We start from the raw sequence: 22491 nt of genomic DNA on the forward strand, positions 1-22491 counted from the left end.
GGACCGGCCAGGCATGCTGAGTGCGTGACGACGGCGGGCCGCGAGCGCAGCACCGGGCTGCGCTACGGGTGGACGACCGGCGCCTGCGCGACCGCGGCGACCACCGCCGCCCACACCGCGCTGCTCACCGGCGAGTTCCCCGACCCCGTCCGGATCGACCTTCCGGGCGACAAGCACCCGTCGTTCGCCCTGGCGACGGAGCTGCTCGAGGACGGCGCCGCGACCGCGGGCATCGTGAAGGACGCGGGCGACGACCCGGACGTCACGCACGGCGCCCTCGTGTCCGCCCGCGTGACCGTCGGCGGGCCGGGGACCGGGGTCACCTTCCGCGCCGGGTCCGGCGTCGGGACGGTGACCAAGCCCGGTCTGCCCCTCCCGGTCGGCGAGCCGGCGATCAACCCGATGCCGCGGCAGTTCATCCGCGCGCACGTCGCCGCGGTCGCCGCCCGCCACGGGGGCACCGGCGACGTCGTCGTCGAGATCTCCGTGGAGCACGGCGAGGAGCTGGCGCGGAAGACCTGGAACCCCCGGCTCGGCATCCTCGGGGGCCTGTCGATCCTGGGCACCACCGGCGTCGTCGTCCCGTACTCGTGCTCGTCGTGGATCGACTCCATCCGCCGCGGCATCGACGTGGCGCGGGCCGCCGGCCACGAGCACGTCGCCGGGTGCACGGGGAGCACGAGCGAGCGGGTGGTCACCGAGCTGCACGGCCTGCCCGAGGACGCGCTGCTGGACATGGGCGACTTCGCCGGCGCCGTCCTCAAGTACCTGCGCCGCCACCCGGTGCCCCGGCTGACGATCGCCGGCGGCATCGGCAAGCTGGCGAAGCTCGCCGACGGCCACCTCGACCTGCACTCCGGCCGCTCGCAGGTGTCGACCGAGTCGCTGGCCGCGCGGGTGCGGGCGGCCGGCGGCCCACCGGATCTGGTCGAGGGGGTGCGGGGTGCCAACACGGCGCTCGACGCGCTGCAGCAGTGCCAGGCGGCCGGCCTCCCCCTGGGCGACCTGGTGGCCGCCGGCGCCCGCGAGACGGCGCTCGGCGTGCTCCGCGGCGCCCCGGTCGAGGTCGACGTCGTGGTGATCGACCGCGGCGGCACGATCGTCGGTCGCGCCTAGGGGCGGCATCGGCTGGTCGAGTACAGGTGGCTGTCGGGGAACTCCCCGGCGGTGAGCACCGAGCCGACGATCACCACCGCGGTCCGCCGCACCCCGGCCGCCTCGACCTGCCCGGCGATGTCGGCCAGCGTGCCCCGGAGGACCAACTCGTCGTCCCGGCTGGCCCGCGCGACGACGGCGACCGGGCAGTCGGCCCCGTAGGAGGGCACCAGCTCGGGCACCAGCTCGGCGATCCGCTGCACCGCCAGGTGCAGCACCAGGGTGGCCCGGGAGGCGCCGAGGGTGGCCAGGTCCTCCCCCGGCGGCATGGGCGTCGACCGCGCCGAGGTGCGGGTGAGGATCACCGTCTGCCCGACGCCGGGCACGGTCAGCTCCCGCTTCAGCGACGCGGCCGCGGCGGCGAACGCGGGCACCCCGGGGACGACGTCGTAGGGCACGCCGGCCGCGTCGAGCCGGCGCATCTGCTCGGCCATCGCGCTGTAGACCGACGGGTCGCCGGAGTGCAGCCGGGCGACGTCGTGGCCGGCCTCGTGCGCGGCGACCAGCTCGGCGGTGATCCGGTCGAGGTCGAGGTTCGCGGTGTCGACCAGCCGGGCGCCCGCCGGCGCGGTGTCGAGCAGCTCGCGCGGCACGAGCGCGCCCGCGTAGAGGCAGACCGGGGCGGTGGCGATGATCCGGGCGGCGCGGACCGTGACCAGGTCCGCCGCTCCCGGGCCGGCCCCGATGAAGTGCACCGTCATGGCTTGACTCCCGACCAGATCGTCACGGGCATGGCCGCCTTCCAGCCGGTGAAACCGCCGACCGGTGTGCCGTGGGCGACGCCGAGCCGCACCAGCTCGCCACCGGAGCGCGCGTACCGGTCGGCGAGCACCGCCTCGCTCTCCAGCGTGACGGCGTTGACCACCAGCCGGCCACCGGCGGGCAGGGCGTCCCAGCAGGCGTCGAGCACGCCGGGTGCCGTGGCGCCGCCCCCGACGAAGACCGCGTCCGGGGCGGGCAGGCCGGCCAGGGCCTCCGGCGCGCGCCCCTCCACCACGTCCAGGCCGGGTACGCCGAGCCGGACGGCGTTGCGGCGCACCCGCGCGGCGCGGTCCGGGTGGGCCTCGATCGCCACCGCGCCGCAGGACGGGTGGGTGCGCAGCCACTCGATCCCGATGGAGCCGGCGCCCGCGCCGACGTCCCACAGCAGCTGCCCGGGCAGCGGGGCCAGCCGCGCCAGGGTCACCGCGCGCACGTCGCGCTTGGTGAGCTGGCCGTCGTGCTCGTAGGCGTCGTCGGGCAGCCCGGGAACCGTCGGCAGCGGCACGGTGCCGGGGTCGGCCACCACCTCCACGGCGGTGATCACCAGCGGATCGGTCTCCGGGTACGGCCAGCCGGCCGCCGTACCGGTGACGGCGCGCTCGGCCGGGCCGCCGAGCTGGGCGAGCGCCGTGAGCCGGCTGGCGCCCAGGCCGTGTTCCGCCAGCAGTGCCGCGACGGCTGCCGGCGTCGAGCCGTCGGAGCCCAGCACCAGCACCCGCCGCCCGGGGGTGGCGTGCGGGACGACGAGCTCCACCGGGCGGCCGACGACGGAGACCACCTGCGTCTCCTCGACCGCCCAGCCGAGCCGGGCGCACGCCAGCGTCACCGACGACGGGTGCGGGACGACGTCGACCGCGCCGGGGCCCAGCAGCCGGACCAGCGACGTGCCGATCCCCGAGAGCATCGGGTCGCCGCTGGCCAGCACCACGACCCGGCGGCCAGGGTGCGCACCGGGGAGCGCCCGCAGCGCGGGGGCCAGCGGCGAGGGCCAGGGCACCCGCTCGGCGGCCACCCCGGGCGGCACCAGCGCCAGCTGCCGGGCGCTCCCGCGCAGCACGTCGGCGGCCTCGATCGACCGGCGCGCGGCCGGGGAGAGCCCGTCCCAGCCGTCCGCGCCGATGCCGACGACCACGATCGGGCCGGCGGCGGGGGCATCGGGCTCTGGCACGGGCGCCGATCCTAGGGAGCACTCCGGAGAGCTCCCGGTGCACGGGTACCGGGAGGGCGCCGGCAGGCCCGGCGGCGGCGGGTTCAGGCAGGTGCCGGACCGGCGACTTGCAGCCGTCGTTTGGCGACCGCGATGGGGAGCTGACCCACGACTGCGGGCAGCACCCAGAACACCGGGTTGCCCGTCTCGGCGACCAGGAGCGCGGTCACCAGGGCGATGTAGGAGCCGCCGAGCAGGTGCGGCTGCAGCGTGGCCCAGTGACGCCATCCCCGCCGACGGGCGAGCGCGCCCGCGACGGCGAGGATCTCGGTCATGACGGCGACCGGCAGGAGCCAGAGCAGGCCGGGCGACGTCGCCGCCAGGATCCCGCCGGTGGCGGCGACGAGGGCGACGGCGGCCTGGTAGCCGACCGCCGGCCACCGGCCTCCCCGCCCCGCGCGACGGGCCACCAGCCACACCGGCCCGAGGAGCAGCCCGACGGTGCCGGCGACGACGTGGACGTCGAGCAGCGCTTCATGCACGTCCAGCACCCCCTCCGGGTGAGCCGTACAGCATGCCGGTCGCCCGCCGGGCGAGATCGAGCAGCGCGTCCTCGCCCGTGTCGGGGGCGAGCCCGGCTCCAGCGAGGTTCCCGGTGGCCGCGAGGCCGGCGAATCCGTGGACCAGCGACCAGGCGGCCACGACGGCGGTCCGGGCGTCGTCCACCCGGCCGGCCGAGGACAGCGCGTCCACCCCGCCCTGCAGCACCGCGAACGTCCGGGCCCGGGCGGCGGAGAGCTCACCGTCGGCCGGATCGAGGACGTCAGGGGTGAACATCACCACGAAGTGGCCGGGGTGGTCGCGGGCGAAGCGCACGTAGGCCACACCGACCTCGCGGAAGTCCGTGCCGGCCGCCTCCTCGAGAGCCCGGGCGAGGAGCCGGTGGCCTTCGGCGGCCAGGGCCGTCAGCAGGCCCACTCGAGACGAGAAGTGGTGGCGATGCGCGGCGTGCGAGACCCCCACCGCCCGGGCCAGCGCCCGGATGGACACCGCGCCGACCCCGGAGCGCGCCGCCACCTCGGCCGCCGAGCGCAGCAACGCGGCGCGCAGGTCGGCATCTCTCCGGAGCTCGCCCACGGGCACAGCTTGTCACTGGCAAGTTGTCACTGGCAAGTAGGTGGGGCGCCGGCAGCGGCGGATCCGTCCGGCCCGGGGGCTGTCGGCCCCGTGACCGGGTGTGGTCTGATGACGCCGCCACACGCGACGGCAGCGGAGGAAGCCCGGTGAGAATCCGGCGCGGTCCCGCCACTGTGACCGGGGAGCCCGTCCCCACGCTCGGCCACTGCTCCCCCGGGAGCGGGAAGGTCGGGGACGGGCGTCGAGCCGGGAGCCAGGAGACTCCAGCCGTCGTCCCTGCCACCTCCGGGCGTGGACACCCGGGGAGAGGACGCGTGCCATGCGCGGGTACCCCGCATGAGTTTCCCCTTCACCGCCGTCGTCGGCATGGACGACCTGCGGCTGGCCCTGCTGCTCAACGCCGTCTCGCCCGCCGTCGGTGGCGTTCTGGTGCGGGGTGAGAAGGGCACCGCCAAGTCGACCAGCGTCCGTGCCCTCGCCGCCGTCCTGCCGCCGGTCGCGGTGGTGGCCGGCTGCCGGTTCGGCTGCGACCCGGCCGCCCCCGACCCCGCCTGCCCCGACGGCCCGCACGAGCCCGGCACCGCCGCCCGCACCCGGCCGGCCCGGCTCGTCGAGCTGCCCGTCGGCGCCTCGGAGGACCGGCTGGTCGGGTCGCTGGACCTGGAGCGGGCGCTGACCGAGGGCGTCAAGGCCTACGAGCCGGGCCTGCTCGCCGCCGCGCACCGCGGCGTCCTCTACGTCGACGAGGTCAACCTGCTGCACGACCACCTCGTCGACCTGCTGCTCGACGCCGCGGCGCTGGGCACCGCCTACGTCGAGCGGGAAGGCATCTCGGTGCGGCACGCCGCCCGCTTCCTCCTCGTCGGCACGATGAACCCGGAGGAGGGCGAGCTCCGGCCCCAGCTGCTCGACCGCTTCGGGCTGACCGTCGAGGTCGCCGCGCCGCGCGACCCGGCCGTGCGCGCCGAGGTCGTCCGCCGCCGGTTCGCCTCCGACGCCAACCCGACCGGGTTCGCCGCGGCGTGGGCGGACGACGAGACCGCGCTGGCCGAACGGATCGCCGCCGCCCGCGCCCGCCTGCCGCACGTCGTGCTCTCCGACGGTGCGCTGCGCCAGGTCACCGCCGTCTGCGCCGCCTTCGACGTCGACGGGCTGCGGGCCGACCTGGTCACCGCCCGCGCCGCCATTGCGCACGCCGCCTGGTGCGGGCGCGAGGAGGTCACCGAGGACGACGTCCGCGTCGCCGCCCGGCTCGCGCTGCCGCACCGCCGGCGGCGCAACCCGTTCGACGCCCCCGGCCTCGACGACGACACCCTCGACCAGGCGCTCAACGACTCCCGCCCCGACGACGGCCCCGACGACGAGCCGCCGACGGACCCCACCGACGACGGCGGCGGCCCGAACGACGGCGGCGGCCCGAACGACGGCGGCAGCCCGAACGACGGCGGCAGCCCGGACGACGGCGGCCCAGGCATAGGAGGCAATGCCTACGAATCGGGCGCAGAAACGCAGGCAGAGCCTCCTATGCCTGAGGACGGCGACGACCGCGAGCCGACGACGGCGCCGCGCGGCGAGGGCGGCGGGCAGGCCGAGGCGGCGCCCGCTCCCGAGCGCTCCGCCGTCGCCCCGGCGGACCCGTTCCGCACCCGCCGGCTGGAGGTCCCCGGCATCGGCGCGGGGGCGGCCGGGCGCCGCTCCCGCGCCCGGGCCGAGCGCGGCCGGGTGGTGGGCTCGACCCACCCGGCCGGCGCCGTCACCCGGCTGCACCTGCCCGCCACCGTGCTCGCCGCCGCCCCGCACCAGCTGGCCCGCGGGCGCACCGGCCCCGGACTCCGCGTGGTCCGGGACGACCTCCGCCAGGCCACGCTCGAGGGGCGCGAGGGCAACCTCGTCCTCTTCGTCGTCGACGCCAGCGGCTCCATGGGCTCCCGGGCCCGGATGACGGCGGTGAAGGGCGCGGTCCTGTCCCTGCTCCTCGACGCCTACCAGCGCCGGGACAAGGTCGGCCTGATCACCTTCCGCGAGGCCGGCGCCGAGCTGGCCCTGCCGCCCACCTGGTCGGTGGAGGCCGCCGCCGCCCGGCTGACCGGGCTGCCCACCGGCGGGCGCACGCCGCTGGCCGCCGGGCTGCTGCGGGCCGCCGAGGTGCTCCGGGTCGAACGGGTGCGCGATCCGCGGCGCCGGCCGCTGCTCGTCGTCGTCACCGACGGCCGGGCCACCGGCGCACGCGGGGGCGACCACCTCGGCGACGCCCGCCGGGCGGCCGGCCTCCTCGCGGCGGCGGACGTCGCCGCCGTGGTCGTCGACTGCGAGTCGGGGCCGGTGCGGCTCGGGCTGGCCGGCGGGCTCGGGGCCGCCCTCGGCGCGCAGACGCTGCGCCTGGAGGAGCTGGCCGCGGACTCGCTGGCGGCGACCGTCCGCAGCGCCCGGGCGGCGGCCTGATGCCCCGGGGACAGGTCGAGGTGGTCCCCGCCGACGGGCTGACCACGCGGCAGCGACGCAACCGCCCCCTGCTCGCCGTGCACACCGGCGAGATGAAGGGCAAGTCCACCGCCGCGTTCGGCATGGCCATGCGGGCGTGGAACCAGGGCTGGTCGATCGCGGTCTACCAGTTCGTCAAGAGCGCGAAGTGGAAGGTCGGCGAGGAGAACGCCCTGACCGCGCTCGGCCGGGTGCACGCCGAGACGGGTGAGGGCGGCCCCGTGGTGTGGCACAAGATGGGCTCGGGCTGGTCGTGGTCGCGCAAGCACGGCGAGGAGACCGACCACGCCGCCGACGCCGCCGAGGGCTGGGCGCAGATCAAGCGCGAGCTCGCCGCCGAGGCGCACCGGTTCTACGTGCTCGACGAGTTCACCTACCCGCTGAAGTGGGGCTGGGTGGACGTCGACGACGTGGTGGAGACGCTGACCGCCCGGCCCGGCAGCCAGCACGTCGTCATCACCGGGCGGGACGCACCGCCGGCGCTGGTCGAGGCCGCGGACCTGGTCGTGGAGATGACCAAGGTGAAGCACCCGATGGACGCCGGCCAGAAGGGTCAGCGAGGCATCGAATGGTGACCGTGCCGCGGATCGTGGTCGCCGCGCCCAGCAGCAACGCGGGCAAGACGTCGATCACCACCGGGCTGATCGCCGCCCTCACGGCCCGGGGGCTGACGGTCTCCCCGCACAAGGTCGGCCCGGACTACATCGACCCGGGGTACCACGGGCTCGCCGCCGGGCGCCCCGGCCGCAACCTGGACATGTGGCTGGTCGGCGACGACCGGATCACGCCGCTGTTCCTGCACGGGTCCCGAGGGGCCGACGTCGCGGTCGTCGAGGGCGTGATGGGGCTGTTCGACGGCGCCGCGCACGCCAGCGTCGAACCCGGCTACGGCTCCACCGCCCAGGTCGCCGCGCACCTGCGGGCCCCCGTGGTGCTGGTCGTCGACGCGGCGTCGCAGGCGCGCAGCGTCGCCGCGCTGGTGCACGGCTTCGCCACCTTCGACCCGACGGTGCGGATCGGCGGCGTGGTGCTCAACCGGGTCGGCAGCGACCGGCACGAGGCGATCCTGCGCGAGGCGCTCGGCTCGGCCGGGGTGCCGGTGCTCGGTGCGGTCCGCCGGATCGAGGCGCTCGCCACCCCGTCCCGGCACCTGGGCCTGGTGCCCGCGGCCGAGAGGTCGGCGGAGGCGGTGCGCACGGTGCGCGCGCTGGGCGCGGTGGTGGAATCCAGCATCGACCTGGACGCCGTCCTGCGGCTGGCCCGCACCGCACCGGACCTGGCCGGTGAGCCGTGGGACCCGGCCGCCGAGGTGACCCCGGTCGCGGGCCGGCCTGTGGTCGCCGTCGCCGGTGGCCCGGCGTTCACCTTCGGCTACGCCGAGACCGCGGAGCTGCTCACCGCGGCCGGCGCCGAGGTGGTGACCGTCGACCCGCTGCGGGACGGCGCGCTTCCCGAGGGCGCCCGGGCGCTGGTCGTCGGCGGCGGCTTCCCCGAGGTGCACGCGAGCGCGCTGAGCGCGAACGTCGGCCTGCGGACGGCGATCGCCGACCTCGCCGCCCGCGGCGGCCCGATCGCCGCGGAGTGCGCCGGGCTGCTGTACCTCTCCGGGGAGCTGGACGGCGAGCCGATGTGCGGCGTCCTGCCGACGACGACGGCGATGCACCCCCGGCTCACGCTGGGCTACCGCGCCGCGGTGGCGCTCACCGACAGCGTGCTGGCCCCGGCGGGCACCCGGGTGCGCGGGCACGAGTTCCACCGCACGCAGGCATCGCCCGCCGCCGGGGCGACCCCGGCCTGGCAGTGGAACGCCGACGGGCCGGAGGGCTTCGTGAGCGCGAACGTGCACGCCAGCTACCTGCACCTGAACTGGGCCGGTTCCCCCGGGATGGCCACCCGATTCGTCGCCGCCGCCGCGCGGCTCCCCCAGGAGGTCGGCCGTGCACATCGCTGAAGGATTCCTGCCGGCCGGGCACGCCCTCGGCTGGACGGTCGCCGCCGCGCCGTTCGTCGTGCACGGCGCCCGGGCGGTGGTGAAGGAGGTGCGGGATAACCCGGAGTCGACGCTGCTCCTGGGCGCGGCCGGGGCGTTCACCTTCGTGCTGAGCGCGATCAAGCTGCCCTCCATCACCGGCAGCTCCAGCCACCCGACCGGGACAGGCCCGGGGGCGATCCTGTTCCGGCCGCCGGTGATGGCGCTGCTCGGCACCGTCGTCCTGCTCTTCCAGGCGCTGCTGCTCGCGCACGGGGGGCTCACCACCCTGGGCGCCAACGCCTTCGCCTTCGCCGTGGTGGGCCCGTGGACCGGGTACCTGGTCTACCGGCTGACCCGCGGGGCCGGCGCCGGCCTGCTCCCGGCGGTCTTCGCCGGGGTCGCCATGGCCGACCTCGCCACCTACGTCACCACGTCGCTGCAGCTGGCGCTGGCCTTCCCCGACGCCAGCACCGGGTTCGTCGGCGCGCTCGTCAAGTTCCTCGGGGTCTTCGCGCTCACCCAGATCCCGCTGGCCATCGGCGAGGGCATCCTCGGGGTGCTGCTCTTCCGCGTGCTGACCGTCAACGCCCGGCCCGAGCTCGAGCGGCTGGGCGTCCTCCGGCCCGCTCCGCTCGTCCCCACCGGAGGTGCCGCGTGACCCGGCGCACGCTCGTCAACGCGCTGCTCGTCCTCGCCGTCGTCGCGCTGTTCGCCGTGCCGCTGCTGGTCGACGGCGGCGCCTCCGAGTACGGCGGGACGGACGCCGCCGTCACCGAAGAGCTGGCCGCCGGCGGGTACGAGCCCTGGTTCGAGTCGGTGTTCAGCCCCGCGGGCGAGGTCGAGTCGGGGCTGTTCGCGCTGCAGGCGGCGCTCGGGGGCGGCGTGCTCGGGTACGTCCTCGGCCGGCTGCACGGCCGCCGCACGGCCCGGCCGAGCGCCGCGGCGGCCGATCCCCGGTGACCGGCCTGGCCGTCGACGACGCCGCGTGGGCCAGCGCATGGCGCCGCCGGGCGCCCGGCGACAAGCTGCTCCTCTGCGCCGGGCTGGTCCTCTGCGCGCTGCTGCTGCCCGCCTGGCCGGCGGCCGTGCTGGTGACGACGACCGCGGTGGTGCTCGCCCTCGGCCCGGCCCGGGTTCCCGCGCGGACCTTCGGTCGGGCGGTGCGGTGGCCGCTGGCGTTCATCGCGGTCGGCGCGGTGACGGCGGTGGTCACGGTGGACGGCGGCGGTCTCGGCTGGGCCCCGGACGCCGTCGCCCGGGCGTTCTCGCTGGTCGGCCGCGCGGTCGCCGGCAGCTGCGCGGTGCTCCTGCTCGCCACCACCACCCCGATGTCGGACCTGCTGCCCGCCCTGCGCCGGCTGCGCGTGCCCGCCGCGGTCGTGGAGGTCGCCGAGGTCACCTACCGGCTGCTGTTCGTGCTGCTCGACAGCCTGCGCACCATCCGCGAGGCGCAGACCGCGCGGATGGGCTGGTCCACACCCGGGCGGTCGTACCGGTCGGCGGGGATGCTGGCCGCCGCCGTGCTCACCCGGTCCTGGGACCGCGCCCGCCGGATGCAGGAGGGGCTGGCCGGCCGGGGGATGGAGACCGGCCTGCGAGGGCTGCCCGAGGAGCGGCCGTCGTCCCGCCCGTTCCTCGCCCTCGGCCTGGCCCTGCCCGCCGGGATCACGGTGCTCACCCTGGTGGCGCGGTGAGCCACCGGTCGCTGGCCGCCACGGGGCTGGTCGCGGGCTACCCGGGGGCGGCCCCGGTCCTCGACGGCGCCGCGGTCACCGTGCCCGCGGGACGGCGGCTGGCGCTGCTGGGCGCCAACGGCTCGGGGAAGACGACGCTGCTGCGCTGCCTGTCCGGAGCCCTGCGCCCGGCCGCCGGCACGGTGACCGTCGACGGCGCGCCGTTGGTGCACACCCGCCGCGGGTTGCGGGACCACCGGCAGACGGTCCAGCTGGTGCTGCAGGACCCCGACGACCAGCTGTTCAGCGCGTCGGTGACCCAGGACGTCTCGTTCGGGCCGCTGAACCTCGGGCTCGCCGAGGACGAGGTGCGGGCCCGGGTGGCCGAGGCGCTGGACCTCCTGGGGGTCGCCGACCTGGCCGCGCGGCCCACGCACCAGCTCTCCTACGGCGAGCGCAAGCGGGTGGCGATCGCCGGCGCGGTGGCGATGCGCCCCTGCGTGGTCCTCCTGGACGAGCCGACGGCCGGGCTGGACCCGACCGCGGTCGCCGACACCCTCGCCGCGCTCGCGCGGTTGCAGGAGCACGACTCCACCGTGGTCATGAGCACCCACGACGTCGACCTCGCGCTGGGCTGGGCCGACGAGGTCGCCGTCGTCGTCGACCGCACCGTGGTGCAGGGCGCACCCCGCGAGGTGCTCGGTGACGGCGCCCTGCTCGGCCGCGCCCGGCTGGCCCGGCCGTGGGCGCTCGTGGTCGGCGCCCGGCTGCACGCGCTGGGCCTGCTCCCCGACGGGCCGTTGCCGCGCGACGCGGGCGAGCTGCTCGCCGCGCTGCCGGACCGCCCCGGGGTGCGCGCATGAGGACCGTGGGCATCGGGCTGGCCTCCGGCGTGAGCGCCACCGAGGTGCTGGCCGCCGTGGACGCCGTCCTCCCGCCCGGGAGCGGGCCGGTGCGGCTGGCCACCCTGGACAGCCGCGTCACCGAGCCGGGGCTCGTGGCGGCCGCCGAGCGCCGCGGCTGGCCGCTCACCGGCCATCCGGCCGAGGCGCTGGCCCGTGTCCCGGTGCCGTCGCCGTCCGGGGCGGTCGCGGCCCGCGTCGGCACCCCGTCGGTGGCCGAGGCCGCGGCGCTGCTCGGCGGTGGCGCGCTCGTCGTCGGCAAGACGGTGCACGGCCGGATCACCGTCGCCGTCGCCCGGCGGGCAGCCGACGTCCCGGCGCGGCCCGGCACCCACGACCGAGGAGGACCCCTGACCACCGACCGCGCTCCCGAGGTGCTGCACCCCGTCGGGCTCCGGCTGGCCGGCCGCCGCGTGGTCGTCGTCGGCGGCGGCGCGGCGGCGCACCGCGGGGTGGCCGGGGTGCTGGCGGCCGGCGCGCTCGTCACCGTCGTCAGCCCGGAGGTGACCCCGGCGCTGGAGTCGCTGGCGTCCTCGGGGCGGGTGACCTGGCAGCCGCGGGCGTACCGGGCCGGTGACCTGAACGGCGCCTGGTTGGCGCTGGCGGCGACCGGCGACGCGGACGTCGACGCGGCGGTCGCCCGGGACGCCGAGCTCGGCCGGATCTTCTGCACCCGGGCCGACCAACCGGAGCTGGCCAGCGCCGCCCTGCCGGTCACCGGCCGGGCCGGCGACCTCGTGGTCGCGGTGCACGGCCCGGACGGTCCCCGTGCGGTCGGTGTGCGGGACGCCGTCGTCGCGGGGCTCGGCGACGGCAGCCTGCCCGTCCGGGCCCCGGAGCAGCCGGGCGGCGGCAGCGTCGTCCTCGTGGGCGGTGGCCCCGGCGACCCCGGCCTGATCACCGTCCGCGGCCGGCAGGCCCTGGCCACCGCCGACGTCGTCGTCGCCGACCACCTCGCCCCCCAGGCCCTGCTCGCCTCCCTGCCCCCCGAGGTCGAGATCATCGACGCCGCCAAACTCCCCCGCGGCCGCTCCATGGCCCAGGAACGCATCAACGAACTCCTCGTCGAACACGCCCGCGCCGGCCGCCGCGTCGTCCGCCTCAAGGGCGGAGACCCCTACGTCTTCGGCCGCGGCCTCGAAGAACTCCAGGCCTGCACCGCCGCCGGCATCCCCGTCGAGGTCGTCCCCGGCATCACCAGCGCCATCGCCGTCCCCGCCCTGGCCGGCATCCCCGTCACCCACCGCGGCCTCACCCACGAGTTCGTCGTCGTCTCCGGCCACCTCCCACCCGGCCACCCCCAGTCCCTCGTCGACTGGCCCGCCCTGGGCCGGCTGCGCGGCACCGTCGTCGTCCTCATGGGCGTCGACACCGCCCCCGCCATCGCCGCGGCACTGGTGGAACACGGCCGCGCCCCCGACACCCCCGTCGCCGTCGTCGCCGACGGCTCCACCGCCACCCAGCACTCCGTCCGCACCACCCTCGCCGACCTCCCCCGCACCCTCGCCGAGGAAGGCATCCGCCCCCCGGCCGTCTGGGTCGTCGGCGAGGTCGTGGCCGTGGCCGGATCGGTCGCGGCGCGTCGATGACGGTCGGTGACCGACCGGCACGGCTGACGCGAAAGTTCCGGCCGAATGCGTCCGACCGCATGGTGGCGCGCCGGATCGGGCCCTAGCGTGGGGCGGTCCGGACGGCCCCGCCCGTCGCTCACCGGTGACAGCCGCCCGGACGCCGCCGAACCACCCGCCGGCACCCGCCGGCACCCGGACCGGGGACCCACCGCACCACCGGGGTGAAGCGACCGGTGACCTCACCAGGTCACCGGACGCCGGGCGCCTTCCCGCCCGAACCCGTCAGCTAACCCGGTAGGCGGCCGTGGAAGAAAGGACAACCCGCCGAACATGGCGAGTTCGCTCAGCCCTGCCCACCGACGGATCACCGGCCGCCGGACCCTCCTGGCCCTCGTCGCCGTCGGCGGCGTCGTCCTGACGCCGCTCCCCGCGACCGCCGCTCCCGAGCCGGAGACCTCGCAGGAGGCCGCCGCGCTGGTCGCCGCCCGCGCCCACGACCTGGAGGTCCTCGCCGAGCGGTTCAACGAGACGCGGGAGCACCTGGCGGCCGCCCGGCTGGCCGCCGAACAGGCCACCGAGGAGCTCGCCGCCGCCGAGGCCGCGCTCGCGGCGGCCCGTGAGCAGGTCCGCACGGTGGCCCGCAGCGCCTACACCGGGTCCCGGCTCGGTGCGATCGAGGCGATGCTCACCAGCGAGTCCGCCGCGGACATGGTCGACCGGGTCGGCCTCCTCGGCACGATCGCCGACCACAACAACGGCGTGCTGGGCGAGGCCCGGGCGGCCGGTGAGGACGCCGACCGGGCGCAGGCCGCCGCCGACCGGGCCGCAGCGGACGCCGAAGCGCAGGTCGACCGGGTCACGGCCCAGCGGGCGCTGCTGGACGAGCAGATCGCCGTGTACCAGGCTCAGTACGACCGGCTCAGCGCCGAGGAGCAGCGCGCGTCCCGTGCCGAGGCCGAGCGGCACGCGGCCGAGGTCGAGCGGCACGCGGCCGAGGCGGCGGCGGCTGCCGCCGCGCCGGCGGAGGACACACCGGCGGACGACGCACCGGCCCAGGCGGCCGTACCCCGTGCGGCTCCGGCACCCGCCCCGGCGCCCGCACCCCGCGCGGCTCCCGCACCCGCACCCGCACCCGCTCCTGCGCGCGCTGCGGCACCCGCACCCACGCCCGCGCCGGCTCCCGCACCGCCTCCGGCGCCCGCTCCCGCACCGGCGCCTGCCCCGGTCGCCGGCGGCAGCGGCGCCGCCCAGACGGCGGTGAGCACGGCGCTGGCCCAGGTGGGTGACCCCTACGTCTGGGCGGCGGCCGGGCCGAACGCGTTCGACTGCTCCGGCCTGGTGCAGTACGCCTACGCCGCGGCCGGCATCAGGCTGCCGCACTCGAGCCGGATGCAGTCGACGATGGGCACCCCGGTGTCCCGGTCGGCCCTGCAGCCCGGTGACCTGCTGTTCTTCTACAGCCCGGTGAGCCACGTCGGCATCTACGTCGGCAACGGGCAGATGGTGCACGCCTCCACCAGCGGCGTGCCGGTGAAGGTCGCCTCGATCGACTCGATGGGCAACTTCACCAGCGCCCGGCGGATCGCCGGCTGACAGCCTCGGGAGCATCGCAGCGAGGAACGAGCGAGGAGCGGACCGAGGCGCGGAAGCCGGCCAGAGCCACAGCCGGCTGACAGCCTCGGGAGCATCGCAGCGAGGAACGAGCGAGGAGCGGACCGAGGCGCGGAAGCCGGCCGGAGCCACAGCCGGCTGAAAGCCTCGGGAGCATCGCACCGGCGCGCGGGGTGACCACACGCCCCGCGCGCCGGTGGCCATCGGGCGGCGTGCGACCATCGCGACCCGTGCGGGTCGGGACACGGGGAGACCTCCCCCGCGAGGTCAAGGTCCTGGCGGTCATCGCCTTCGTCGTCGCCCTGGGCTTCGGCATCGTGGCCCCGGCGATCCCGCTGTTCGCCCGGTCGTTCGGCGTCGGGACCACGGCCGTCGGGTTGGCGGTGAGCGCCTTCGCCTTCTTCCGCTTCGTCTCGGCGTTCAGCGGCGGCACGCTGGTCGAGCGGTTCGGCGAGCGCCTGGTGCTCGCCTCCGGGCTGGTGATCGTCGCCGTCACCACCGGTGTGGCCGGGCTGGCCGGCTCGTTCCCGCTCTTCCTCGGGCTCCGCGCGGCCGGGGGCATCGGCAGCGCCATGTTCACCGTGGCCGCGCTCTCCCTCCTGCTGCGGGTCGCACCCCCGTCGCACCGGGGCCGGGCCGCCGCGACCTGGCAGGGCGGCTTCATCCTCGGGGGCATCGCGGGCCCGGCCGCCGGCGGGCTGCTGGCCGAGCTCTCCCCCCGGCTGCCGTTCTTCCTCTACGCCGGCTTCCTGCTGGTGGCCGGCGGCGTGGGCATGCTGATGCTGCGCTCGGCCGAGCCGGACCCCGCCGCCCCCGACCCGGACGACACGGCCGGCCCCGACCTGAGCGCCGGGCCGGTGCGGCTGGCCACCGCGCTGCGCTCCCGGGTCTACCTGGCCGCGCTGGTGGCCAACTTCGGCGTCGGGTGGGTGCTCTTCGGCGTCCGCAACTCGCTCGTGCCGCTGTACGTGACCGAGGAGCTCGGCCGGACGGTCGCCTGGGCCGGCGCCGGCCTGCTCGCCGGGTCGGCCGCGCAGGCGCTCGGCCTGCTGCGCTCGGGCCGGCTGGTCGACGGCTGGGGACGGCGGCCCTCGCTGATCCTGGGCGCCGCGCTGGCCACTGGTTCGATGGCGATCCTGATCCTGCCGCCGGCCATCGCCGCGTTCCTGGTGTCCATGGCGCTCTTCGGGCTCGCCGCGTCGCTGCTCGCCAGCGCCCCGGCGGCGCTGGTCGGCGACATCAGCTCCGGGCGCGGCGGGCGCGTCGTGGCGGTGTTCCAGATGTCGGCCGACCTCGGCGCCATCGCGGGGCCCCTGGTCGCCGGCTGGCTGACCGACGTCGCCGGCTTCCAGGTGGCGTTCGCGGTGAGCACCGGCGTCCTCGCGGCGGGCCTCGCCGGCGGCCTGCTGATGCCCCGGCAGGCGGACCGCACGGCCGCCAGCGCGACCTCCCCCGTCTGACCGGCGGTCAGCGGCTCCGGTAGAGCCGGGTGGTCAGCGGGAGGAACACCGCGGCCAGCAGCGCGGCCACGGCCAGGGAGACGACGACGGCCCCGACGTCGGGCTCCCCCGCCATGAGCGACCGCGACGCCGTCGCCAGGATCGAGATCGGGTTGACGTCGACGAACGCGGCCAGCGGCCCGGGCAGCGTGGTGGGCGGGACGAAGACGTTGGACAGGAACGTCAGCGGGAAGATGCCCATGAAACCGGCGTTCATGACCGCGTTCGGGCTCCGCAGCAGCAGCCCCAGGACCGAGAACACCCACGAGAGCCCGAACGAGAACACCACGACCAGCGCGAGGGCCGACACCGCCCCCGCTGCGCCACCCTCGGGCCGGAAGCCGAGGATCACCCCGAGCACGATGATCACCGTGCCGGCCAGCACGTAGCGGACGCTGTCGCCCAGCAGGGCGCCCAGCAACGGCGCCGGCCGCCAGATCGGCAGCGAGCGGAACCGGTCGACGACGCCCTTGGTCACGTCGGTGTTCAGCGACACCCCCGAGTAGACGGTGGTGAACAGCACCGACATCACGAGGATGCCGGGCAGCAGGTAGTCCAGGTAGGCGCTGGTCGAGCCGGCGATCGCCCCACCGAACAGGTACGTGAACATCAGCACGAACATCACCGGGGTCACCGTGACGTCGAGCAGCTGCTCGGGCACGTGCTTGACCTTGAGCATCCCGCGCCAACCGAAGGTGAGGGCCGCCGACAGCGGGCCCGGCCGCGGAGGCCGGGCCGTGGAAGCGATCGCCCGGCGGACGGCGGCGGTGTCGGTGGCGTCGGTGACGACGGAGGCGGCGCTCATGACGGCTGCTCCTCGAGGGTCGGGGCGGCACCGGGCGGGTCCTCGGCCGGGCGGCCGGTCAGGGCCAGGAAGACCTCGTCCAGGCTGGGCTGGTCGAGCGAGAAGTGGGCGAGGCCGATGCCGGTCCGGGCCAGCTCACCGACACCGACGGCCGCCTGCGCGGAGTCCGGGCACTGCGCCGACAGCGCCGCCGGGTCGGGTTCCAGCACCGTGGTCCCCACCGCGCGTTCGAGGACGGCCGCGGCCTCCGGCCGCCGGGCCGGGTCGAGCAGCCGGACGTGCAGCGCGCCGGTGCCGACCGAGGCCTTGAGCTGACCGGGGGTCCCCTCGGCGATGACCCGCCCGTGGTCGATGACCGCGATGCCGTCGGCCAGCTGGTCGGCCTCCTCCAGGTACTGGGTGCAGAGCAGGATCGTCGTGCCCCCGGCGACGAGAGCGCGGACGATCTCCCACACCTGGTTGCGCGACCGCGGGTCGAGGCCGGTGGTCGGCTCGTCCAGGAACATGAGCCGCGGGGTGACGACGATGCTCGCGGCGATGTCCAGACGGCGCCGCATGCCACCGGAGTAGTGCTTGACCAGCTTGCCCGCGGCGGCGGAGATGCCGAACGCGTCGAGCAGCTCGTCCGCGCGGGCGCGCGCCGCGGGCCGGCGCATGCCCAGCAGCCGGCCGAGCAGCACCAGGTTCTCCCGGCCGGTGAGCTCCTCGTCCACCGAGGCCAGCTGCCCGGTGAGGCTCACCAGGTCACGGACGGCGTCGGACTCGGTGACGACGTCGTGCCCCAGCACCCGGGCGCTGCCCGAGTCCGGCCGGATCAGCGTGGCCAGCATCCGGATGGTCGTGGTCTTGCCCGCACCGTTGGGGCCGAGCACCCCGTAGATGACGCCGGCGGGGACGGCGAGGTCGATGCCGGCGACGGCCGTCGTCCCCCCGAACGACTTGACCAGGGCGGTGGCCTCGATGGCCAGGGGTGCCTGCGGGGGCATGGGGACCCTTCCGGGAGGTCGGGACTGGATGTCTCCTGTCCGACCGACTCTGCTCCCGGAACTCATCGACGGCGAGCGAGTTTCCCCGCGGCCACCGCCCCCGTACGCCGTCCCCGGATCAGCCGGGCAGCAGCCGGCCGAGGACACCCTTGGCCGTCGAGCCGGCCCGGTAGGACTGCACGAGCCAGGACCCGCACACGATGTTCGCGCCCGCCAGGACGGGCACCAGGAACTGGGTCGCGCGCTGGCGGTGCTGCCACGCGGCGATCTCGTCCGGGGTCCCTGCCGAGGGGATCGTCGCGTCCTCGACCGCGACCGGCGTGCCGCGCCGCTCGGCCTCCTCGGCCAGCTGGGCGATGCGGGCCCCGGAGTAGGACGCGAAGCCGGTGGCAGCCGCTCCGGCGACGACCACGCCCGCCTTAAGGGCGCCCACGGTGCCGAACCCCTTCTGCAGCGCGATCCGGCGGCCACCGGTACGGGTGAGCTGCAGGCCTGCGAGCACGGTGGCGGCGATGCCCGCCCACTGAGCCGGGGCGAAGCGTCCCCACGCCGCACTCGCCACCCGGATCCGGTCGATGCCCTGGCTCAGGTCCGCGCCCGACTTGTTGACCCCGGCCACCCCCATGACCGTTCCGCCGAACCACAGGGCCGAACCCAGGTCGTGCACCGCCTGTGCGGCGACGTGGTTGTCGCTGCGGGTCCCGAGCCCGCCGCGCGACCGCAAGGCTGCCGGTCCGGCGGAGCGCCTGGTCACGCGGAGTCCTCCTCGCCGGCACCCATGGCCTCGTCGACGCTGGTCTCGCCGCCGGTGCGGCCGCCTCCGGGCCGGTCGACGTCCTTCCCGACGCTCGCGCGCGAGCCCTCCTCGTCCTCGGGCAGAGGGGTGGCGTTCGGCTGCTCGGTCATCCGGTGCTCCTCGCTCGTCGGTCCGTGTCCTCTCATGGTGACCCGGGTCACCTCCTGGCGCATCCGCCCGCCGGTCAGGCGGTCACGAGTCCGGCCGGACGTGGCACCGGGCGGAGTAGGTTCTCAGCTGCCCGTTCACCGACCCGCCAGGAGACCGCCCGATGTCCGACGTGCTCCTCGTCCTGCTGATCGTCTTCCTGGTGGCCGTCGCGATCCTGGCTGCGGTCGTCCTCGTGCTGCGCCGCCGCAACCTGGCGAAGGCCGCCGCCCCGCGGCCCCGTGTCGACCCGCTGGCCGACGAGCCCGACGTCTACGACCCGCACTCGATCGGGGTCGGCGACGTGATCACCTACGCGGGCGTCGACCACGTCGTCCGCGGCACCATCGTGCTCGAGGAGGGCGGGATGACCTGGCGCGAGCACCTGCTCGACGGGTCGACCGGCCGGCGGTGGCTCACGGTCGAGGACGACGAGGGCGACCTCGAGATGACGCTCTGGATGCGCCGGGAGGGCACGAACCTGACCCCGGACGGCGACGTGATCCTCGACGACCGGGTGCACCGCCAGATCGAGCGCGGCCGGGCCGCCTACACCGCCGAGGGCACGACCGGCACGCCGCCGAGCGGCACCATGGAGTACGCCGACTACGCGACGGCCGACAAGACCGGGCAGATCGCGTTCGAGCGGTGGGCCCCCACGCAGTCGTGGGAGGTCTCCACCGGGCGCACCGTCAGCCGGGGCGAGCTGACCGTCTACCACCGGACGCCCGAGGCATGACCCTGCACCTGCTGGACGTCGAGCCGCGGGACGTCGCCGCCGGCGCTCTCGGCCTGCTCCTCGGCGGCCCGGCGCCCGAGCCGCTCGCGCGGCTGCGGCTGACCGACGCGCACGGCGGGTCGCTGATCCTCGGTGTGCTCGGCGCCTCGCACGTGGTGACGGCGCGGGCCCGCGGGGAGGAGTGCACCGAGGAGGTCTCCTGCGACGCGATCGGGGCGGGCGGCGCCCCCCTGCCCCCGGCCCTGCGGTCCGGCGGCTACGGCTTCTCCTCCGCGGTCACCCGCACGAACCGGCTCGAGCTGGACGCCACCGCCGACGGGCTGCGCGCGCGGGCGGCGCGGGACACGGCGTGGCTCTGCGGCGCCTTCCCCGGCTCGGGCAGCGCACTCACCGCCATGACCGCGGACCCGCTCCCCGACGGGGGCTGGGCCTGGCGGACCTGGCACCTCTACCCCGCCGGCGACACCGGCGAGGTCGTCACGACACAGACCAGGTGGACGCCGTGAGATCCATGTCCCGGATGGTGGCCCTCGCACTGGCCGCCGTCCTGCTCCTGACCAGCTGCGGGACCGGTACCCGCATCCGCGCCTTCCTCGACGACACCTACGAGCGGACCGAGATCGTCGGCGACGCCGCGGTCTACGCCTCGCCCGATCCGGTGGGCACCACGACCGCGGCCATCACCGACGCCGTCCCCCCGGCGGAACGGCAGGCCGACGGCGGGAACGAGTACCTGCGCTACGACGACGACATCGTGATCGTCAGCGCCGCAGCGAACGGCAGCACCGTGCGCGTCGAGGACCTCGACGAGCGGTACCGCAGCGGCTTCTTCGCCTTCCTCGGGCCGGGCTTCCGGCCGGGCTCCCCCGTCGGCACGGGCGGCAGCGGCGGTCCCGGGGACGCCAAGTGACCCCCGCCCGGCACGTCCCCACTCCCCTCGAGACCAGGAGCGACCTCACGTGAGCACGACCTACCAGGCCGTGGAGTTCGGCTACGTCGACGCCGACCTGCTGATCCAGGGCGTCGTCGGGACGCTGCTGTTCTTCGTCATCGGGGTGGGCGTGCTCGCCCTCGGGTTCCTCGCGCTCGACCTCATCACCCCGGGGAACCTCCGCACGCAGGTCTACCTCGACCACAACCCGAACGCGGCGATCCTGCTCGGCGCCAACCACCTCGCGCTGGCGATCATCGTGGTGACGGCGATCATGACCAGCGCCGACAACCTGGGCCAGGGGCTGGTGGACACGGCGGTCTACGGCCTGATCGGCGTGCTGCTGCAGGCCCTGGCGCTCCGGGTGCTGGACGCGGTCATCCCCGCCGACCTGCGCTCCCTGGTGAACCAGCCGCGGATGCGTGGCTCGGCGTGGGCGATCGGCATCAGCCTGGTGGCGATCGGCGCCGTGAACGCCGCCGCGCTGTCCTGAGGTCATGACGGCGACGGCGCAGGGGGTGTCGGCGGCGGGTCCCGCCGCGGCGGGCGGCGGCGTGCGCTCGCGCCCCCTGCTGCTGGCCGCCGTCGCCGTCTGCGCGGCGTGCGGGCTGATCTACGAGCTGGTGCTGCTCACCCTGTCGGCGAGCCTCACCGGTGGCGGGATCACCCAGACCTCGCTGATCGTGGCGGGGTTCGTCGCGGCGCTCGGCGCGGGCGCGCTGCTGGTCAAGCCGTTCCTCGGGCACGCCGCCGCGACCTTCGTGGCGGTGGAGATCCTGCTCGGTGTCGTGGGCGGCCTGAGCGCCGTGACGCTCTACGTCTCGTTCTCCTTCTACGGGACCAGCAGCGCGGTCCTGCTGGTCGGCACGGCGGTGATCGGCGTCCTCGTGGGTGCCGAGGTGCCGCTGCTCATGACGCTGCTGCAGTCCGGGCGCAGCGGTGTCGACGCCCGCGGCTCGGGCTCGCTGCTCGCCGACCTCAACGCCGCCGACTACGCCGGCGCGCTGCTCGGCGGCCTGGCCTGGCCGTTCCTGCTGCTGCCGCTGGCCGGTCAGATCCGCGGCGCGGCTTTCACCGGGGTGCTCAACCTCCTGGCCGCCGCGGTCGTGGCCACCTTCCTCCTGCGCGGTGAGCTGACCCCCCGCGCCCGCCGCACGGCCACGGCGGCGCTACTGGCGGCGGCCGCCGTCCTCGGGGTGCTGCTCCTCCGGGCCGAGGACATCGAGACCACCTCCCGGCAGCGGCTCTACGCCGACCCGGTGGTGGCCGCGCAGCGCTCGGACTACCAGGAGGTCGTGCTCACCGAGCGCGGCGACGACGTCCGGCTGTACCTCGACGGCGACCTGCAGTTCTCCAGCCGGGACGAGCACCGCTACACGGAGGCGTTGGTCCACCCGGTGCTGGCCCGCGATCCGGAGCGGGTGCTGATCCTCGGCGGCGGGGACGGGCTGGCCGCGCGCGAGGTGCTCCGCCACCCGACGGTCGGCGAGGTCGTGCAGGTGGAGCTGGACCCGGCGGTCGTCGACCTGGCGCGGACGCGGCTGGCCGGGCTCAACGCCGGCGCGCTGGACGACCCCCGGGTCGAGGTGGTGCTGGACGACGCCTTCCGCTGGCTGCGCTCCCCGGCCGCGACCGGCTTCGACGCGGTGGTCGTGGACATGCCCGACCCGGACACCCCGGTGCTCGGCCGGCTCTACTCCACCGAGTTCTACGGGCTCGTCGCCGCGGCCGTGGCGCCCGGCGGGCTGGTCACGGTGCAGGCCGGCAGCCCCTACTCCACGCCCACGGCCTTCTGGCGGACGATCGCGACGCTGGACTCGGCCGGGCTGGCGCCCACGCCGTACCACGTGCACGTGCCGAGCTTCGGCGACTGGGGCTTCGCCGTCGCGCAGTCCGGCGGGACCCCGCCCGGCCTCTCCCTCTCCCCCGCGGCCCCGCCGCTGCGGTTCCTCGACGACGCGGTCCTGCAGGCCGCCGGGGTCTTCCCGGCCGACCGGCGGCCGCAGCGCCTGGAGCCCTCCACCCTCGACCGGCCGCGGATCGTCGACGACATGCGCAGCGGCTACGTCGGCTGACGCATGTAGCGTTCTTGTCCTGGGCCGCCCTTCCGGGCCGCCCGTCCGGGCCGTGTGCCCGGACCCGCCGGACGCCGCCCGAGGGCCGGCCGCCGCGGGACG

24 protein-coding genes and 2 riboswitches are annotated in these 22491 nt (G+C 76.3%); of the genes, 16 read left to right on the top strand and 8 right to left on the bottom strand.

The annotated features are described in order from the left end of the window. Nucleotides 1-24 precede the first annotated feature (24 nt). Entirely contained in the window at nt 25-1116 is a 1092-nt protein-coding gene (locus tag ABDB74_RS11395) for a cobalt-precorrin-5B (C(1))-methyltransferase (RefSeq protein ID WP_346618611.1), read from the top strand. On the opposite strand, the gene cobM is transcribed toward ABDB74_RS11395, so the two are convergent. The 4 genes from cobM to ABDB74_RS11415 form a co-directional block, all read right to left on the bottom strand. Further along, entirely contained in the window at nt 1113-1856 is a 744-nt protein-coding gene (cobM, locus tag ABDB74_RS11400; RefSeq protein WP_346618612.1) for a precorrin-4 C(11)-methyltransferase, read from the bottom strand. The two genes, ABDB74_RS11395 and cobM, sit on opposite strands and share 4 nt — an antisense overlap. After that, nucleotides 1853-3085 (bottom strand): precorrin-6y C5,15-methyltransferase (decarboxylating) subunit CbiE, encoded by a 1233-nt coding sequence (gene cbiE, locus ABDB74_RS11405; RefSeq protein WP_346618613.1) that lies wholly within the window; start codon nt 3083-3085, stop codon nt 1853-1855. Before cbiE ends, cobM begins: the two co-directional genes overlap by 4 nt. Nucleotides 3086-3168: 83 nt before the next feature. Next, the gene (locus ABDB74_RS11410; protein WP_346618615.1) at nt 3169-3606 is read right to left on the bottom strand and encodes a hypothetical protein; all 438 of its coding nucleotides are present in this window, start codon (nt 3604-3606) and stop codon (nt 3169-3171) included. Continuing rightward, on the bottom strand, nt 3599-4201 hold the full coding sequence (locus ABDB74_RS11415; protein WP_346618616.1) for a TetR/AcrR family transcriptional regulator: 603 nt from the start codon (nt 4199-4201) through the stop codon (nt 3599-3601). Before ABDB74_RS11415 ends, ABDB74_RS11410 begins: the two co-directional genes overlap by 8 nt. 135 nt (nt 4202-4336) lie before the next feature. Then, nucleotides 4337-4465, top strand: a riboswitch (cobalamin riboswitch). A gap of 72 nt (nt 4466-4537) precedes the next feature. On the opposite strand from ABDB74_RS11415, the gene ABDB74_RS11420 reads away from it, so the two are divergent. The 10 genes from ABDB74_RS11420 to ABDB74_RS11465 all read left to right on the top strand — a co-directional run bounded on the left by ABDB74_RS11420 (nt 4538) and on the right by ABDB74_RS11465 (nt 15871). Beyond that, the gene (locus tag ABDB74_RS11420; RefSeq protein ID WP_346618617.1) at nt 4538-6643 is read left to right on the top strand and encodes a putative cobaltochelatase; all 2106 of its coding nucleotides are present in this window, start codon (nt 4538-4540) and stop codon (nt 6641-6643) included. Next, a complete protein-coding gene (cobO, locus tag ABDB74_RS11425; protein ID WP_346618618.1) occupies nt 6643-7257 on the top strand; it encodes a cob(I)yrinic acid a,c-diamide adenosyltransferase in 615 nt (204 codons plus the stop codon). Before ABDB74_RS11420 ends, cobO begins: the two co-directional genes overlap by 1 nt. Beyond that, entirely contained in the window at nt 7251-8633 is a 1383-nt protein-coding gene (locus ABDB74_RS11430) for a cobyrinate a,c-diamide synthase (protein ID WP_346618619.1), read from the top strand. The genes cobO and ABDB74_RS11430 overlap by 7 nt, the downstream gene beginning before the upstream one ends. Continuing rightward, nucleotides 8620-9312: an energy-coupling factor ABC transporter permease gene (locus tag ABDB74_RS11435; RefSeq protein WP_346618621.1), complete on the top strand. Its 693-nt coding sequence runs from the start codon at nt 8620-8622 to the stop codon at nt 9310-9312. Before ABDB74_RS11430 ends, ABDB74_RS11435 begins: the two co-directional genes overlap by 14 nt. Next, nucleotides 9309-9614, top strand: a complete 306-nt coding sequence (locus tag ABDB74_RS11440) for an energy-coupling factor ABC transporter substrate-binding protein (protein ID WP_346618622.1) — start codon at nt 9309-9311, stop codon at nt 9612-9614. The genes ABDB74_RS11435 and ABDB74_RS11440 overlap by 4 nt, the downstream gene beginning before the upstream one ends. After that, on the top strand, nt 9611-10348 hold the full coding sequence (cbiQ, locus tag ABDB74_RS11445; RefSeq protein ID WP_346618623.1) for a cobalt ECF transporter T component CbiQ: 738 nt from the start codon (nt 9611-9613) through the stop codon (nt 10346-10348). The genes ABDB74_RS11440 and cbiQ overlap by 4 nt, the downstream gene beginning before the upstream one ends. Further along, nucleotides 10345-11190: an ATP-binding cassette domain-containing protein gene (locus ABDB74_RS11450; RefSeq protein ID WP_346618624.1), complete on the top strand. Its 846-nt coding sequence runs from the start codon at nt 10345-10347 to the stop codon at nt 11188-11190. The genes cbiQ and ABDB74_RS11450 overlap by 4 nt, the downstream gene beginning before the upstream one ends. After that, nucleotides 11187-12818, top strand: coding sequence for a uroporphyrinogen-III C-methyltransferase (cobA, locus tag ABDB74_RS11455; RefSeq protein ID WP_346618625.1), 1632 nt, complete (start codon nt 11187-11189; stop codon nt 12816-12818). Before ABDB74_RS11450 ends, cobA begins: the two co-directional genes overlap by 4 nt. A gap of 155 nt (nt 12819-12973) precedes the next feature. Further along, nucleotides 12974-13116, top strand: a riboswitch (cyclic di-AMP (ydaO/yuaA leader). A gap of 14 nt (nt 13117-13130) precedes the next feature. After that, entirely contained in the window at nt 13131-14393 is a 1263-nt protein-coding gene (locus ABDB74_RS11460) for a C40 family peptidase (protein ID WP_346618626.1), read from the top strand. 248 nt (nt 14394-14641) lie between these two features. Next, a complete protein-coding gene (locus tag ABDB74_RS11465) occupies nt 14642-15871 on the top strand; it encodes an MFS transporter (protein WP_346618627.1) in 1230 nt (409 codons plus the stop codon). Between the two features lie 7 nt (nt 15872-15878). On the opposite strand, the gene ABDB74_RS11470 is transcribed toward ABDB74_RS11465, so the two are convergent. The 4 genes from ABDB74_RS11470 to ABDB74_RS11485 form a co-directional block, all read right to left on the bottom strand. After that, entirely contained in the window at nt 15879-16715 is an 837-nt protein-coding gene (locus ABDB74_RS11470; RefSeq protein WP_346618628.1) for an ABC transporter permease, read from the bottom strand. Then, entirely contained in the window at nt 16712-17701 is a 990-nt protein-coding gene (locus ABDB74_RS11475) for an ATP-binding cassette domain-containing protein (protein WP_346618629.1), read from the bottom strand. Before ABDB74_RS11475 ends, ABDB74_RS11470 begins: the two co-directional genes overlap by 4 nt. Before the next feature lie 118 nt (nt 17702-17819). After that, nucleotides 17820-18455, bottom strand: coding sequence for a hypothetical protein (locus ABDB74_RS11480; protein WP_346618630.1), 636 nt, complete (start codon nt 18453-18455; stop codon nt 17820-17822). Next, the gene (locus ABDB74_RS11485; protein ID WP_346618631.1) at nt 18452-18607 is read right to left on the bottom strand and encodes a hypothetical protein; all 156 of its coding nucleotides are present in this window, start codon (nt 18605-18607) and stop codon (nt 18452-18454) included. Before ABDB74_RS11485 ends, ABDB74_RS11480 begins: the two co-directional genes overlap by 4 nt. A gap of 161 nt (nt 18608-18768) precedes the next feature. Between ABDB74_RS11485 and ABDB74_RS11490 the strand changes: the two genes are divergently transcribed. From ABDB74_RS11490 to ABDB74_RS11510, 5 genes are read left to right on the top strand one after another with little or no spacing between them, the layout of a single operon-like run. After that, nucleotides 18769-19383, top strand: coding sequence for a DUF4178 domain-containing protein (locus ABDB74_RS11490; RefSeq protein ID WP_346618632.1), 615 nt, complete (start codon nt 18769-18771; stop codon nt 19381-19383). After that, nucleotides 19380-19889, top strand: a complete 510-nt coding sequence (locus tag ABDB74_RS11495; protein ID WP_346618634.1) for a DUF2617 family protein — start codon at nt 19380-19382, stop codon at nt 19887-19889. The genes ABDB74_RS11490 and ABDB74_RS11495 overlap by 4 nt, the downstream gene beginning before the upstream one ends. Nucleotides 19890-19894: 5 nt before the next feature. Continuing rightward, nucleotides 19895-20293, top strand: a complete 399-nt coding sequence (locus ABDB74_RS11500; protein WP_346623878.1) for a DUF4247 domain-containing protein — start codon at nt 19895-19897, stop codon at nt 20291-20293. Nucleotides 20294-20342: 49 nt separating this feature from the next. Continuing rightward, the gene (locus ABDB74_RS11505; RefSeq protein WP_346618635.1) at nt 20343-20807 is read left to right on the top strand and encodes a DUF350 domain-containing protein; all 465 of its coding nucleotides are present in this window, start codon (nt 20343-20345) and stop codon (nt 20805-20807) included. 4 nt (nt 20808-20811) lie between these two features. Then, nucleotides 20812-22389 (top strand): polyamine aminopropyltransferase, encoded by a 1578-nt coding sequence (locus ABDB74_RS11510; protein WP_346618636.1) that lies wholly within the window; start codon nt 20812-20814, stop codon nt 22387-22389. Nucleotides 22390-22491 lie beyond the last annotated feature (102 nt).

This window comes from Blastococcus sp. HT6-4 (genome assembly GCF_039679125.1).
Classification (GTDB): Bacteria; Actinomycetota; Actinomycetes; order Mycobacteriales; family Geodermatophilaceae; genus Blastococcus; species Blastococcus montanus.

What these genes read in the sequence shown, in the direction of transcription:
- cobM (WP_346618612.1), bottom strand. Translation starts at nt 1,856, where the DNA reads ATGACGGTGCACTTCATCGGGGCCGGCCCGGGAGCGGCGGACCTGGTC.
- ABDB74_RS11420 (WP_346618617.1), top strand. Translation starts at nt 4,538, where the DNA reads ATGAGTTTCCCCTTCACCGCCGTCGTCGGCATGGACGACCTGCGGCTG.
- cobO (WP_346618618.1), top strand. Translation starts at nt 6,643, where the DNA reads ATGCCCCGGGGACAGGTCGAGGTGGTCCCCGCCGACGGGCTGACCACG.
- ABDB74_RS11430 (WP_346618619.1), top strand. Translation starts at nt 7,251, where the DNA reads ATGGTGACCGTGCCGCGGATCGTGGTCGCCGCGCCCAGCAGCAACGCG.
- cobA (WP_346618625.1), top strand. Translation starts at nt 11,187, where the DNA reads ATGAGGACCGTGGGCATCGGGCTGGCCTCCGGCGTGAGCGCCACCGAG.
- ABDB74_RS11460 (WP_346618626.1), top strand. Translation starts at nt 13,131, where the DNA reads ATGGCGAGTTCGCTCAGCCCTGCCCACCGACGGATCACCGGCCGCCGG.
- ABDB74_RS11470 (WP_346618628.1), bottom strand. Translation starts at nt 16,715, where the DNA reads ATGAGCGCCGCCTCCGTCGTCACCGACGCCACCGACACCGCCGCCGTC.
- ABDB74_RS11475 (WP_346618629.1), bottom strand. Translation starts at nt 17,701, where the DNA reads ATGCCCCCGCAGGCACCCCTGGCCATCGAGGCCACCGCCCTGGTCAAG.
- ABDB74_RS11485 (WP_346618631.1), bottom strand. Translation starts at nt 18,607, where the DNA reads ATGACCGAGCAGCCGAACGCCACCCCTCTGCCCGAGGACGAGGAGGGC.
- ABDB74_RS11490 (WP_346618632.1), top strand. Translation starts at nt 18,769, where the DNA reads ATGTCCGACGTGCTCCTCGTCCTGCTGATCGTCTTCCTGGTGGCCGTC.
- ABDB74_RS11495 (WP_346618634.1), top strand. Translation starts at nt 19,380, where the DNA reads ATGACCCTGCACCTGCTGGACGTCGAGCCGCGGGACGTCGCCGCCGGC.
- ABDB74_RS11500 (WP_346623878.1), top strand. Translation starts at nt 19,895, where the DNA reads ATGTCCCGGATGGTGGCCCTCGCACTGGCCGCCGTCCTGCTCCTGACC.
- ABDB74_RS11510 (WP_346618636.1), top strand. Translation starts at nt 20,812, where the DNA reads ATGACGGCGACGGCGCAGGGGGTGTCGGCGGCGGGTCCCGCCGCGGCG.